This window comes from Pseudomonas sp. Colony2, from assembly GCF_019382755.1.
Classification (GTDB): Bacteria; Pseudomonadota; Gammaproteobacteria; order Pseudomonadales; family Pseudomonadaceae; genus Aquipseudomonas.
In genome coordinates this window covers 1200173-1213702 of the sequence record NZ_CP080030.1, presented here as the reverse complement: position 1 = coordinate 1213702, position 13530 = coordinate 1200173, and the positions used below count along the sequence as shown (strand labels likewise).

16 protein-coding genes are annotated in these 13530 nt (G+C 59.3%); all 16 read right to left on the bottom strand.

Translation table 11 applies throughout. The features are described from left to right. Window positions 1-56: 56 nt before the first annotated feature. Entirely contained in the window at window positions 57-1208 is a 1152-nt protein-coding gene (gene bamB, locus JV201_RS05035) for an outer membrane protein assembly factor BamB (RefSeq protein ID WP_003209662.1), read from the bottom strand. Beyond that, window positions 1201-1842, bottom strand: coding sequence for a tetratricopeptide repeat protein (locus JV201_RS05030; protein WP_003209663.1), 642 nt, complete (start codon window positions 1840-1842; stop codon window positions 1201-1203). The genes bamB and JV201_RS05030 overlap by 8 nt, the downstream gene beginning before the upstream one ends. Window positions 1843-1882: 40 nt before the next feature. Beyond that, a complete protein-coding gene (hisS, locus tag JV201_RS05025) occupies window positions 1883-3172 on the bottom strand; it encodes a histidine--tRNA ligase (protein WP_003209664.1) in 1290 nt (429 codons plus the stop codon). A 23-nt stretch (window positions 3173-3195) separates the two neighbouring features. Then, window positions 3196-4305, bottom strand: a complete 1110-nt coding sequence (gene ispG / locus JV201_RS05020) for a flavodoxin-dependent (E)-4-hydroxy-3-methylbut-2-enyl-diphosphate synthase (protein WP_003209666.1) — start codon at window positions 4303-4305, stop codon at window positions 3196-3198. 4 nt (window positions 4306-4309) lie between these two features. Further along, window positions 4310-5302 (bottom strand): RodZ family helix-turn-helix domain-containing protein, encoded by a 993-nt coding sequence (locus JV201_RS05015; RefSeq protein WP_003209667.1) that lies wholly within the window; start codon window positions 5300-5302, stop codon window positions 4310-4312. Then, on the bottom strand, window positions 5302-6060 hold the full coding sequence (pilW, locus tag JV201_RS05010) for a type IV pilus biogenesis/stability protein PilW (protein WP_003209669.1): 759 nt from the start codon (window positions 6058-6060) through the stop codon (window positions 5302-5304). Before pilW ends, JV201_RS05015 begins: the two co-directional genes overlap by 1 nt. 12 nt (window positions 6061-6072) lie before the next feature. Then, the gene (rlmN, locus tag JV201_RS05005) at window positions 6073-7221 is read right to left on the bottom strand and encodes a 23S rRNA (adenine(2503)-C(2))-methyltransferase RlmN (RefSeq protein ID WP_003209670.1); all 1149 of its coding nucleotides are present in this window, start codon (window positions 7219-7221) and stop codon (window positions 6073-6075) included. A 30-nt stretch (window positions 7222-7251) separates the two neighbouring features. Beyond that, the gene (gene ndk / locus JV201_RS05000; RefSeq protein ID WP_003175956.1) at window positions 7252-7677 is read right to left on the bottom strand and encodes a nucleoside-diphosphate kinase; all 426 of its coding nucleotides are present in this window, start codon (window positions 7675-7677) and stop codon (window positions 7252-7254) included. Between the two features lie 92 nt (window positions 7678-7769). Then, the gene (iscX, locus tag JV201_RS04995; RefSeq protein WP_003209673.1) at window positions 7770-7970 is read right to left on the bottom strand and encodes a Fe-S cluster assembly protein IscX; all 201 of its coding nucleotides are present in this window, start codon (window positions 7968-7970) and stop codon (window positions 7770-7772) included. A 14-nt stretch (window positions 7971-7984) separates the two neighbouring features. Continuing rightward, entirely contained in the window at window positions 7985-8326 is a 342-nt protein-coding gene (gene fdx / locus JV201_RS04990) for an ISC system 2Fe-2S type ferredoxin (protein ID WP_003209674.1), read from the bottom strand. A gap of 3 nt (window positions 8327-8329) precedes the next feature. Beyond that, window positions 8330-10192, bottom strand: coding sequence for a Fe-S protein assembly chaperone HscA (gene hscA / locus JV201_RS04985; RefSeq protein WP_087695132.1), 1863 nt, complete (start codon window positions 10190-10192; stop codon window positions 8330-8332). Window positions 10193-10243: 51 nt separating this feature from the next. Beyond that, window positions 10244-10765 (bottom strand): co-chaperone HscB, encoded by a 522-nt coding sequence (gene hscB, locus JV201_RS04980; protein WP_008438289.1) that lies wholly within the window; start codon window positions 10763-10765, stop codon window positions 10244-10246. Between the two features lie 8 nt (window positions 10766-10773). Further along, complete coding sequence (gene iscA / locus JV201_RS04975) at window positions 10774-11097, bottom strand: iron-sulfur cluster assembly protein IscA (RefSeq protein WP_003209680.1); 324 nt, start codon at window positions 11095-11097, stop codon at window positions 10774-10776. A gap of 28 nt (window positions 11098-11125) precedes the next feature. Beyond that, entirely contained in the window at window positions 11126-11512 is a 387-nt protein-coding gene (iscU, locus tag JV201_RS04970; protein ID WP_003209682.1) for a Fe-S cluster assembly scaffold IscU, read from the bottom strand. A 102-nt stretch (window positions 11513-11614) separates the two neighbouring features. Next, complete coding sequence (locus JV201_RS04965) at window positions 11615-12829, bottom strand: IscS subfamily cysteine desulfurase (RefSeq protein WP_008438290.1); 1215 nt, start codon at window positions 12827-12829, stop codon at window positions 11615-11617. 50 nt (window positions 12830-12879) lie between these two features. Beyond that, on the bottom strand, window positions 12880-13371 hold the full coding sequence (gene iscR / locus JV201_RS04960; RefSeq protein ID WP_177027913.1) for a Fe-S cluster assembly transcriptional regulator IscR: 492 nt from the start codon (window positions 13369-13371) through the stop codon (window positions 12880-12882). Window positions 13372-13530: the final 159 nt, after the last annotated feature.

The window sequence follows — 13530 nt, the reverse complement described above, 5'->3', positions numbered from 1 at the left end:
CGCATGCCCTGCCGAAGCAGGGCCGCCTGGGAATTACCCCAAGCATAGTCAAACCATTACTTGATGGTCAGCGCTTCCAGTTTGCCGCTGTTGCCATACACGTAAAGCATGTTACCTACCACCAGCGGACGGGCACGCAGGCCGTCGCTGTCGATACGTTCGCGACCCACGAAGCGACCGTCCACCTGGCTCAGCAGGTGCAGGTAACCTTCAAAGTCGCCTACCGCTACGTAGCTGGAGAACACTTCCGGTGCCGACAACTGACGGCGGGCCAGGGAGTCGTTGCTCCACAATGCAGTGGTGGAACGCTCGTCGACACTTTCAACGGTGCCGGACGCCAGGCTTACGTAGACGCTGCCAAACCCTTGGGCGACACCGGCGTAGCTGGAAGCATCACGCTGCCAGTTGATCCGGCCGCTCTGCACGTCCAGCGCCGCAACACGGCCCTGATAAGTAGCGACGTAAAGGGTATCACCCGACAGCAGCAAGCCACCGTCGATGTCCACTACGCGGTCCAGTTCCGAACGACCTTGAGGAATCGCGACCCGGGTTTCCCAGGCCGGCACGCCGTTCTGGGTGTCCAGGGCGACCACTTTACCGGTCGACAGGCCTGCCAGTGCCAGGTTGCTGGTCACAACCGGACCGCTGGTACCGCGCAAGGTCAGGACCGCCGGCGTGCTGTCATACAACCAGCGCTGGTTACCGGTGGCGGCGTCGAGGCCGATCACACGGTCATCCTGGGTCTGCACGACAACCACGTCACCGTTGGTAGCCGGTGGCGAGAGCACTTCACTGGTCACGCGAGCGCGCCATTTCTCTTCACCGGTGCTCGAATCCAGTGCCACGACGTCGCCTTTCAGCGTGCCGAGCATCACCAGGCCAGAACCCACGCCAACGGCACCGGACACAGGCAGTTCGAGGTCTTTCTTCCACTTGACGTCGCCGTTCATGCGATCCATGGAGACCACAACACCGGTGGAATCAGCGGCGTAGATAGTGTCACCGTCGATCGCCGGGACCATCAGGTTGTACAGATCGCCCTGACCGTCACCAATGGAGCGGCTCCACTGCTTTTGCAGGACCACTTCTTCCTTGAAGCTGGTCAGCTCGGCCGGAGGCAGTTCTTTTTTGCTGTTGCTGCTGCAACCCGCGGCCAAAACGGCCAGAGCCAGCAATGCTGCATGTTTCCAACGGATCACGTCACGCATCCCCTTTGGCCAAGTCGTCGAGCTTGATTTGTAAGCCACCGACCGCCGCTTCATCAGACAGCGCCGCCTTGGCTTTTTGGTACGCAGCATTGGCTTCGTCGGTACGACCCAATTGGACCAGGAGGTCGCCCTTGAGCTCTTCACGAGTGGCCAGGAATGCCTTGTCAGCATCGCCGTCGAGCAGTTTCAGTGCTTCGTCGGCCTTGTTCTGTGCCGCCAGTACCTGAGCCAGACGCTGACGTGCGATTTCACCCAGTGTCGGGTTGGCCGGCTTGTCGGTGATGGCTTTCAGCTCGGAGGCGGCGTCATCCAGCTTGCCGTTGTCGACCGCAACTTTTGCGACGAACAGGCTGCCGTATTGCGCGTAGGTGCTACCGCCGAATTCGCTCTTCAGCTTGCCGGCCAGGTCTGCAACCTGGGCCAGGTCAGGCTTGCCGTTTGGCGTCAGCGTGGTTTCCAGCAGTTGCTGATAGATAATCGAGGCGCCTTGCGACTGGTTAGCCTGATACTTGTGCCAGGCTTGCCAGCCGAACACCACTACTAAAGCCAGCAAGCCGCCAGTGACCAGGGGCTTGCCGTTGCGCTGCCACCAGTCTTTGAACTCGGCCAGCTGGTCATCATCAGTACTCGACACCCCAATACTCCTTAATCGCTAAATCGGCTGTTTGACAGCTTCAACCCTGCACGATGCAGGTGGCCAGGTGCGCTGCAAGCGCATCAAAGGCAATGCTTTGTTGTTCACCCTGACCACGCAGGGGTTTGAAACTTACCACTTGCTGGGCCAACTCATCATCACCCAGGATCAGTGCATACAACGCACCGCTCTTGTCGGCTTTCTTGAACTGGCTTTTGAAGCTGCCGGCGCCGGCATTGACTTGCAGGCGCAGGTTCGGCAGTTGGTCGCGCAGTTTCTCGCTCAGGGCCAGGGCAGCCAGTTCGGCCGCCTCGCCAAAGGCACAGAAGTACACGTCCACCTGACGGGAGATTTCTTCGGGAACCTGCTCCAGGGTTTCCAGCAGCAGGATCAGCCGCTCGATGCCCATGGCAAAACCTACGCCGGTGGTCGGCTTGCCGCCCATCTGCTCGACCAGGCCGTCGTAACGACCACCGGCACACACCGTGCCCTGGGCGCCGAGCTTGTCGGTGACCCACTCGAACACGGTCTTGCTGTAGTAATCGAGGCCACGCACCAGTTTCGGGTTGATGACGTAAGGAATACCGGCTGCATCCAGGCGAGCCTTGAGGCCCTCGAAGTGGATACGGGACTCGTCGTCCAGGTAGTCGGCCATTTTCGGCGCGTCCACCAGTACGGCCTGGGTCTCGGCGTTCTTGGTGTCCAGTACCCGCAGCGGGTTGGTTTTCAGGCGACGCTGGCTGTCTTCGTCCAGCTTGTCCAGGTGGGCCGACAGGAATTCCACCAGGGCTTCGCGGTAGCGGCCCCGGGATTCGCTGGTGCCCAGGCTGTTGAGTTCAAGCTTGACCGCATCGCGGATGCCCAGCATGCCCCACAGGCGCCAGGTCAGCACGATCAGCTCGGCGTCGATGTCCGGACCGTCGAGGTTGAAGACTTCCAGGCCGATCTGGTGAAACTGGCGATAACGGCCTTTCTGCGGACGCTCGTGGCGGAACATCGGGCCGATGTACCAGAGCTTCTGCGGCTGGCCACCGCCGGTGAGGCCATGTTCGAGCACCGCACGCACACACGCGGCAGTACCTTCCGGACGCAGGGTCAGGGAGTCACCGTTGCGGTCTTCGAAGGTGTACATCTCTTTTTCGACGATGTCGGTCACTTCACCGATGGAGCGCTTGAACAGCTCGGTGAACTCGACGATCGGCATGCGGATCTGCTTGTAACCGTAGTTATCCAGCAGGCGCGCGACAGTGCCCTCGAAGTAGCGCCACAGGGGCGTCTGCTCAGGCAGGATGTCGTTCATGCCACGAATGGCTTGCAGAGACTTGCTCACATCAAATCCTTAAATTCGTTCGATCAGCCGCGCGCGATAACCGCTGCGTCAGCTTCGACCTTTTCGGCCGCTTTCTGGCGGATCAGCCGTTCCAGCTCATCCACCAGATTGTCATTCGTCAATTTCTGCGACGGCTTGCCGTCGATGTAAATCAGGTTTGGCGTACCACCGGTCAGGCCCACATGGGCCTCTTTGGCCTCACCCGGCCCGTTGACCACACAGCCGATCACCGCGACATCCAGCGGCACCAGCAGGTCTTCGAGGCGTACTTCCAGTTCGTTCATGGTTTTCACCACGTCGAAGTTCTGCCGCGAGCAGCTCGGGCAGGCAATGAAGTTGATGCCACGGGAACGCAAATGCAGGGATTTGAGAATGTCGTAACCGACTTTCACTTCCTCTACCGGGTCTGCCGCGAGGGAGATGCGAATAGTATCGCCAATCCCGTCGGCCAGCAGCATACCGAGACCCACCGCAGATTTCACTGTGCCTGAGCGTAAACCGCCGGCTTCGGTGATACCCAGGTGCAGCGGCTGGACGATTTCCTTGGCCAGCAGGCGGTACGCTTCTACCGCCATGAACACGTCGGAAGCCTTTACGCTGACCTTGAAGTCCTGGAAATTCAGGCGTTCAAGGTGTTCTACGTGGCGCAGCGCGGACTCGACCAGTGCGGCCGGCGTCGGCTCGCCGTACTTCTTTTGCAGGTCTTTTTCCAGCGAGCCGGCGTTGACGCCGATGCGAATTGGAATCCCGCGATCACGGGCGGCATCCACCACGGCGCGAACCCGGTCTTCACGACCGATGTTGCCCGGGTTGATCCGCAGGCAATCGACGCCCAACTCGGCCACGCGCAACGCGATCTTGTAGTCGAAGTGAATATCGGCGACCAGCGGCACCTTGACCAGTTGCTTGATGCGGCCAAAGGCTTCGGCAGCGTCCATATCCGGTACGGAAACCCGCACGATGTCGACGCCCGCCGCTTCCAGGCGGTTGATCTGGGCGACAGTGGCCGCCACATCATTGGTGTCGCTGTTGGTCATGCTTTGTACTGCGATGGGGGCATCGCCGCCCACCGGCACCGAGCCGACCCAGATCTTGCGCGATACGCGACGTTTGATTGGAGATTCGCCGTGCATGACTTTATTGTCCCAACTTGAGGCGAGCAGTCTCGCCACTGGTGAACGGCGCCACGTCCACAGGCTGGCCGTTGTAGGCCACTTGCGCGCCACGGGCAAAGCCCAGACGCAGCGTCAAAGGAGGCTTGCCGCCCTGGTCAAGTGTATCTCCCTTACGCTTCAGACCACTGAACAGCACCTTGCCGTTGCCATCGGAGACTTGCGTCCAGCAGTCAGCGACGTAGGTAATTTGTACTCGGCCATCACCGGCGATCAGTACCGGGGTGGTTGGCGCGGAAATCGCCGGGGCGACGGGAGCCGTTGTTGCCGGAGCCTGCGCCGGTACTGCTGGCGTTGCTGGCGTATGAGCTGGAGCAGCAGGCGTCACTGCAACCGCTGGAGCGGGTGCGACGGGTGCCACTGCGGCGGCAGTACCTGCTTCGGGCGCAGGCTGCTCGGCGCTTGGCTCTGCCTCAGGCGCCGCCTGACCCTGGGCCACGGCCTGGTCTTCCGGCTCATCCAACGGATGAATCTGGGTGGTGCCGTCGGCGCTTTCGACTTCGACGTGCTCCATGGCGTTGCTGGACAAGTCCTTGCCACGCTGGGCGGTCTGATCCTGCCACCATACAAAACCACCGCCGATCACGGCGATGAGCAGCAACAGGCTGACAATGCGCAAAATGGTGTGGGAAACCCGCACAGGCTCTTCAATGCGGCCAAGACCATGGACATTGCTGCCCTGGGAATCGGTACCGGTGATTTGGTCGAATTCCTGGACCAATGCAGCCTGGTCGATACCCAGCAACTTCGCGTAGGCGCGGATATAGCCGCGGGCAAAGGTATGCCCTGGCAGCTTGTCGAATGCGCCAGCTTCAAGGTTGCCCAATGAAGTCGTGGTCAAATTGAGCTTGAGGGCCACTTCTGCCAGCGACCAACCATTGCTTTCGCGGGCCTGACGCAAGGTCTCGCCTGGGTTTCCACGATTAGCTGCTACAACTTCCGGGTGCGCCGCTTTCATCATTGCTCCGACAGGTATTGCTGATATTCCGGCGTACCGGGATAGAGTCGTTCGAGTTGCTGGCCAAAACGTGCGGCCTTGTCGCGTTCTTCATGAACCGTCGCCAGGCGCACACCGAGCAATAGACTACGTGCATTTTGCCCGCTCAGCAGGCTAAAACGCTCGTAATAGTCACGTGCCGGCACATAATGCCTGTCTTCGAAGGACAACTCAGCCATTTCGAGCAAGGCCCGTGGCTGGCGCTGGTTCAGGTGCAGGGCTTTTTCCAGTTGCTGGCGTGCGGTGTCGCGCTGGCCGAGAAGCATTGAGGTCACCCCCAGGTTCTCGAAAACCCGCGAACGCTCAGGATAGAGGGTATCGGCCGCAGCCTGCTGGAAATATTCGGATGCCTGGGCATAACGTTTCTGCGCAAACAAAAAACTGCCGTAGTTATTCAGCAGTCTTGGGTCGCCAGGGCGTGTGGCCAGGGCCTTTTGGAAATATTGATCGGCCAATTCGGGCTCGGCCTGGGCCTGGAACACCAAGGCCAGCGCAGCATTGGCGTCGGCGTCGCTGCCATCCAGCTCGAGGGCTTTTTTCAGCGGCACCTTGGCCTGTTCGGTCATCCCTTGCTGCAAGTACCCCAAGCCCAGCTGCACATAGGCAGCTCGCGCTTCGTCACGGCCCTTGCCGGTTTGCAACGGGCTGTCATGGCCCGATGAAACACAGCCAGCCGCGAGGCTGGCAACAAGCAAAAGCAGCGCAAGGCGCAAGGGCATAGAGATCCTCTCTCAGGTTCGAGTCGCGGCGCTTTGCGGCATATCGTCGGCGGCACTCAATTCACGCACGGCGATATAACGTTCGCTGCGACGGGTGCGATCCAGCACCTGTCCTACCAATTGGCCACATGCCGCATCGATGTCTTCGCCGCGGGTGGTGCGCACGGTGACATTGAAGCCTGCATGGTGCAGTTGATCCTGGAAACGGCGGATGGCGTTGTTGCTCGGCCGCTCATAGCCAGAATGGGGAAACGGGTTAAACGGAATCAGGTTGATCTTGCACGGTACGTTCTTGAGCAACTCGATCATCTCGACCGCGTGCTCGACCTTGTCGTTGATGTCCTTGAGCATGGTGTACTCAATGGTCAACACACGCTTTTCGCCCAAGGTCGCCATGTAGCGCTGGCAAGATTCGAGCAACATCTTAAGCGGATACTTCTTGTTGATCGGCACCAATTGGTTACGCAATGCGTCATTCGGTGCGTGCAGCGACAACGCCAGGGAGACGTCGATGTGCTTGGCCAGCTCATCGATCATCGGTACCACGCCGGAGGTCGACAGGGTCACGCGGCGCTTGGAGATACCGTAGCCCAGGTCGTCCATCATCAGGTGCATGGCCGCGACAACGTTGTCGAAGTTCAGCAGCGGCTCGCCCATGCCCATCATCACCACGTTGGTGATGGCACGGTCGGCGGTCGCCGGGATGCTGCCGAACGATTTATTGGCAATCCACACCTGGCCGATGACTTCGGCGGCGGTGAGGTTGCTGTTGAAACCTTGCTTGCCGGTGGAGCAGAAACTGCAGTCCAGGGCACAGCCTGCCTGGGACGAAACGCACAGAGTGCCGCGTTTGCCCTGGGGAATGTACACGGTCTCGACGCAGCTGCCGGACGCCACGCGCACCACCCACTTACGGGTGCCGTCGGTGGAAATGTCCTCGCTGACCACTTCGGGGCCGCGAACTTCGGCAATGGCCTTGAGCTTGTCGCGCAGGGCCTTGCTGACGTTCGTCATGGCGTCGAAATCATCGACGCCAAGATGGTGAATCCACTTCATTACCTGAGCGGCACGAAAACGCTTCTCCCCGATTGAGTCGAAGAATTTTTCCATTTCCTGTTGAGTCAGACCCAGCAGGTTGGTTTTTGCAGTCAATGTAGTCATGGATTCACCTTCGCTCTTTTAAGCCAATGCTTAGCGAGCGGTTACTTCAGTAGCAGCGAAAAAGTACGAGATTTCGCGGGCAGCAGCGGCTTCGGAGTCCGAACCGTGAACGGCGTTGGCGTCGATCGATTCAGCGAAGTCAGCACGGATGGTGCCGGCAGCAGCTTCTTTAGGGTTGGTAGCGCCCATCAGCTCACGGTTCAGAGCGATAGCGTTTTCGCCTTCCAGAACCTGAACAACAACAGGGCCGGAGATCATGAAGGCAACCAGGTCGCCGAAGAAACCACGAGCGCTGTGCTCAGCGTAGAAGCCTTCAGCTTCAGCCTTGGACAGTTGCTTGAGTTTCGAAGCTACAACCTTCAGGCCGGCTTTTTCGAAACGAGTGGTGATCTCGCCGATGACGTTTTTTGCAACAGCGTCAGGCTTGATGATGGAGAAAGTACGTTGAACAGCCATGGTGTAACTCCAGAAACGGTAATTTGCGAAAAATTAAACCCGCGAATTATACGCGGGTTCTTGGGTATTGCCTAACTGCGTAAAAAGGCGATTCAGTCTGCTTCTTCGATCCACAGGCCTTGTATCGCCTCAAGAACCTTTTCGCCACCCCGATCCGGGATGTCGTCAAATTCCGGCAGCTGCATCACCAGGTTGCGCAACTTGACGAAGTTCACCGACAGAGGATCGACATCCGGGTGAGCTTCAGCAAGTTGTATAGCGATTTCTTGTACATCAACCCATTTCAGGCTCATGACATTTCCTTGAATCAATGCGGCGCTTCGGCGGCATGGTTGAGCGAATACTTCGGAATCTCGACGGTGAGGTCTTCTGTTCCCACTTTTGCCTGACAGCTCAATCGCGACGTCGGCTCAAGGCCCCACGCCCTATCAAGATAGTCCTCTTCCAGCTCATCAGCCTCTTCCAGGCTATTGAAACCTTCGCGGATGATGCAATGGCACGTGGTACAGGCGTTAACGCCGCCGCAGGCGCTTTCGATCTCGATGTGGTTATCGTGAGCGACTTCGAGAATGGACTTGCCGGTCTCAGCCTCCACAACCATACCGTCCGGGCAATGCTCGGCGTGTGGCAGAAAAATGATCTGCGGCATCAGTTAATCCTCAAGTTCATTCAAGTTGCGGCCCGCCAGGGCGGCTTTTACCGTCTGGTCCATACGACGGGCGGCAAAGGCATCGGTCACTTGCGACAGGCGCTTGGTCTGTTGCTCGATGGCGTAACCATCGGTGCCTTTCATCAATTCAGCCAGTTCCTGCATTTGCAGGTCGATGACCATGCGCTCTTCGGCATCCAGCAGACGTTCGCCGTCAGCTTCCAGGGCGCCCTGCACCGCTTCGAGCAGGCGCTGGGCGTCGACTTGCTGCTCACGCAGCACGCGGGCGACCTTGTCGTCACCGGCGTACTGGAACGAATCCTTGAGCATCTTGGCGATTTCACCGTCGGTCAGGCCGTAGGACGGCTTGACCTGGATGCTGGCTTCAACGCCGGAGGCCAGTTCGCGAGCGGCAACGCTGAGCAAGCCGTCGGCGTCGACCTGGAAGGTCACGCGAATCTTCGCCGCACCAGCCACCATCGCCGGAATGCCGCGCAATTCGAAGCGCGCCAGGGAACGGCAGTCGCTGATCAGCTCACGCTCGCCCTGCAGCACATGAATCATCATGGCCGTCTGACCATCTTTGTACGTGGTGAAGTCCTGGGCGCGGGCAACGGGGATGGTGGTGTTGCGTGGAATCACCTTCTCCATCAGGCCGCCCATGGTTTCCAGCCCCAGGGACAACGGGATCACGTCAAGCAGAAGCAGTTCGCCACCATCACGCTTGTTACCGGCGAGGGTATCGGCCTGGATCGCGGCACCGATAGCCACCACTTGATCCGGGTCGATTTCAGTCAGCGGCTGACGGCCGAAGGCTTCAGCGACCGCCTCACGAACACGCGGCACGCGGGTCGAACCACCCACCATGACCACGGCGACCACGTCTTCCAGCTCGACACCGGAATCACGCACGGCGCGGCGGCAGGCTTTCAGGCTGCGGGCGACCATCGGTTCGATCAACGAATCGAACGCTTCGCGGGTCAGTTGAGCCGACCAGCTACCGTAGGAAACTTCAACCGACGCAGCGTCAGTCAGCGCTTCTTTGGCGGCACAGGCAGTTTGCAGCAAATTACGTTGCGCACCCGGGTCCAGGTCGGCAGACAAGCCGGCGCTGGTGATGATCCAGCCAGCAATGGCGTGATCGAAGTCATCGCCACCCAGGGCGGTATCGCCACCGGTAGCCAGCACTTCGAAGACACCGCCGGTCAGGCGCAGGATCGAAATATCAAAGGTACCGCCGCCCAGGTCGTAAATAGCCACCAGGCCTTCGGCGTGCTGATCCAGGCCGTAAGCCACAGCGGCTGCGGTCGGCTCGTTGAGCAGGCGCAGCACGTTCAGGCCGGCAAGTTTCGCCGCATCCTTGGTGGCCTGGCGCTGAGCGTCATCGAAATATGCAGGAACAGTAATCACCGCACCTACCAGTTCGCCACCCAAGGTGGTCTCGGCGCGCTGGCGCAAGACCTTGAGGATATCGGCCGACACTTCCACCGGGCTTTTCGGGCCCTGGATCGTGTCGATGAACGGCATATGTGATTCGCCGCCGACAAAGCGGTATGGAAGCTGGTCGCCCAGCTGCTTGACGTCGGACAAACCACGACCCATCAAGCGCTTGACCGACAGCACGGTATTCAAAGGATCGGTAGACGCCGCCAGCTTGGCCGACTCGCCCACTTCGGTGCGGTCAGCGTGATAACGCACGGCAGACGGCAGGATGACCTGGCCATCCGCGTCGGGCAGCGGCTCGGAAAGACCGCTGCGCAATGCAGCGACCAGCGAATTGGTAGTGCCCAAGTCAATCCCGACCGCCAGACGACGCTGGTGCGGTTGAGGACTTTGACCGGGTTCGGCGATCTGCAGTAGGGCCATGGTAATCAGGACTTATCTGTATATCAGGCGTGCAACCTGGGCGGCACTGGGTTAATCGTCGAGGCGCTCTTCTAACTGGCGCACTTCGTAGGTGAGCTTGTCGAGGAACTGCATGCGCCGCATCAGGCGTTCGGCCTGTTCACGTTGCGCTGCATCATCCCAACAGGCTGCGAAGCTTTCGTTGAGTTCATCCTGGGCCACTTTCAGACGGCGCTTGAACACTGCGACTCCGGCCAGATCAGCCTCGTCCTGCAGTTCTTCAAGCTCCTCGCGCCATTGCATCTGCTGCATCAGGAAATCAGGGTCCTGGACCGTGACTTCAAGCGGCAGCTCGCGACCGCCCATCGCGAGCAGGTAGCGCGCGCGTTTGGGAGGGTTCTTGAGCGTCTGATAGGCTTCGTTGAGGCTGGCTGATTGCTCCAGCGCCAGGCGTTGCTCACGCTCGGAAGCGTCAGCGAAGCGGTCCGGATGCACCCCACGCGCCAATTCACGGTAGCGCGTGGCAAGCTGTTCAAGGTCCAGTCGAAAACTCGGCTGCAGCTCGAACAAAGCGAAATGACAAGGAGTACCCACGATCAGCCTCAGATGTTGAAGCTTTCGCCGCAGCCACATTCACCGCGTACGTTGGGGTTGTTGAACTTGAAGCCTTCGTTCAACCCTTCCTTGACGAAATCGAGTTCGGTGCCGTCCAGGTAGGTCAGGCTTTTCGGGTCGATGATCACTTTTTCGCCGTGACTCTCGAACACCTGATCTTCCTCGACCACCTCGTCGACAAACTCCAGCACGTAGGCAAGGCCGGAACAGCCCGTGGTGCGAACACCCAGACGAATCCCCTCACCTTTACCGCGCCCATTCAGGGAGCGGCGAATGTGCTGCGCAGCCGCTTCTGTCATGCTGATAGCCATCGTGACTCCTTACTCGTCGCCAAATTGCTTAGATCAAGCCTTTCTTCTGCTTGTAGTCGCGAACGGCCGCCTTGATAGCGTCTTCTGCGAGTACCGAGCAGTGGATTTTCACTGGCGGCAAGGCCAGTTCTTCGGCCAGCTGGGTGTTGCTGATAGTCACAGCCTCATCCAGGGTCTTGCCTTTCATCCATTCGGTCGCCAGGGAGCTGGAGGCGATGGCCGAACCGCAACCGTAGGTCTTGAACTTGGCGTCTTCGATAACGCCAGCTTCGTTGACCTTGATCTGCAGGCGCATAACGTCGCCGCACGCCGGAGCGCCGACCATGCCGGTGCCGACATCAGGGTCTTCCGCGTTCATCTTGCCGACGTTGCGCGGGTTTTCGTAGTGGTCGATGACCTTTTCGCTGTAAGCCATGGTACTGAATCCTCACTCATCAGGGCCGCTCTGGAACCCTGCAAATACGCCTGCGTTTTCCGCCACGTCTTTACAGAGCCTTTTGGGTGGCGGCTTCTATATTTAGTGTGCCGCCCACTCGATCTTGGAAATGTCGACACCGTCCTTGTACATGTCCCACAGCGGGGACAAGGTACGCAGCTTGGTGACGGCCTCGCAGACTTTCTGCGCGGCGTAGTCGACTTCTTCTTCGGTGGTGAAACGGCCGAATGTAAAGCGGATCGAGCTGTGAGCCAGTTCGTCGTTGCGGCCCAGGGCGCGCAGGACGTAAGACGGCTCAAGGGAAGCCGAGGTGCAGGCCGAACCGGACGAAACCGCCAGGTCCTTGAGCGCCATGATCAGCGACTCGCCTTCGACGTAGTTGAAGCTCAAATTCAGGTTGTGCGGTACACGGGCGGTCATGCTGCCGTTGATGTACAGCTCTTCAAGGTGCTCGACCTGCTTGTAGAAGCGATCGCTCAGGGCCTTGATGCGCACGTTTTCGGCAGCCATGTCTTCCTTGGCCACACGGAACGCTTCGCCGATGCCGACGATCTGGTGGGTCGCCAGGGTGCCCGAACGCATGCCGCGCTCGTGACCGCCGCCGTGCATGGTGGCTTCGATACGTACGCGAGGCTTGCGACTCACGTAGAGGGCGCCGATGCCTTTAGGGCCGTAGGTCTTGTGGGCAGAGAACGACATCAGGTCGACTTTCAGTTTCGACAGGTCGATATCGACCTTGCCGGTGGACTGAGCAGCGTCGACGTGCAGCAACACGCCCTTGGAGCGGGTCAGCTCGCCGATGGCGGCGATGTCGTTGATGGTGCCGATTTCGTTGTTCACGTGGATCACGGAAACCAGGATGGTGTCTTCACGCATCGCGGCTTCGATCATCGCAGGGGTCACGATACCGTCGGTGGTTGGCTCAAGGTAGGTAACCTCAAAACCTTCACGCTCCAGTTGGCGCATGGTGTCGAGGACAGCCTTGTGCTCAATCTTGGTGGTGATCAGGTGTTTGCCTTTGGTCGCGTAGAAATGCGCCGCACCCTTGATTGCCAGGTTGTCGGACTCGGTTGCACCGGAGGTCCAGACGATTTCACGTGGGTCGGCATTCACCAGGTCAGCGACCTGGCGACGAGCGTTTTCCACTGCCTCTTCAGCTTTCCAGCCGAAAACGTGGGAACGGGACGCCGGGTTACCGAAGTTTCCGTCAACCAGCAGGCATTCGCTCATCTTTTGCGCGACACGCGGATCAACCGGGGTGGTCGCTGAGTAATCAAGGTAAATCGGCAATTTCATGGACTTTCTCCTAAATCAGGCTGGCTGGCGCGCCGTTAGCTCTTCGGCTGTCACTCGACGGCGGACGCTTCAATCTTGTCCAGACGCGGCGCCTTGGTGTTGCAACGGCGCTGGTCCTGACGCTGGGCTACTTCTTGCACCTCACGGCGAGTCACAAGATCAGCCAAGCTGATACCACTCAAAAACTCATGGATCTGCAGGCTCAGGTCACACCACAAGTGGTGCGTAAGGCAGGTGTCGCCTGCGTGGCAATCACCCAGGCCCTGGCATTTGGTGGCATCGACGGATTCGTTCACCGCGTCGATCACCTGGGCGACCTGGATGCCCTGCATCTCGCGGGACAATTGATAGCCGCCGCCTGGACCACGAACGCTGGAAACCAGATTGCTGCGGCGCAACTTGGCGAACAACTGCTCGAGGTAGGACAGGGAAATGCCTTGGCGCTCGGAGATATCGGCCAGGGACACCGGCCCATTTTGCGCGTGCAAGGCCAGGTCAAGCATGGCGGTCACCGCGTATCGGCCTTTTGTAGTCAGTCTCATGGACAAGTACCAAGGTGTTTCAGAATGGGAGCAAGTATGCGATTCCCGAGTATTTAAGTCAACTATAAGACCTAGTACTTTAGTCAGGAATACCCGTAAAAAGGGCGCGCGAATCATAGCAGGGCGGGACGGGATGGACCAGCGGGAACAGGGCCAAGC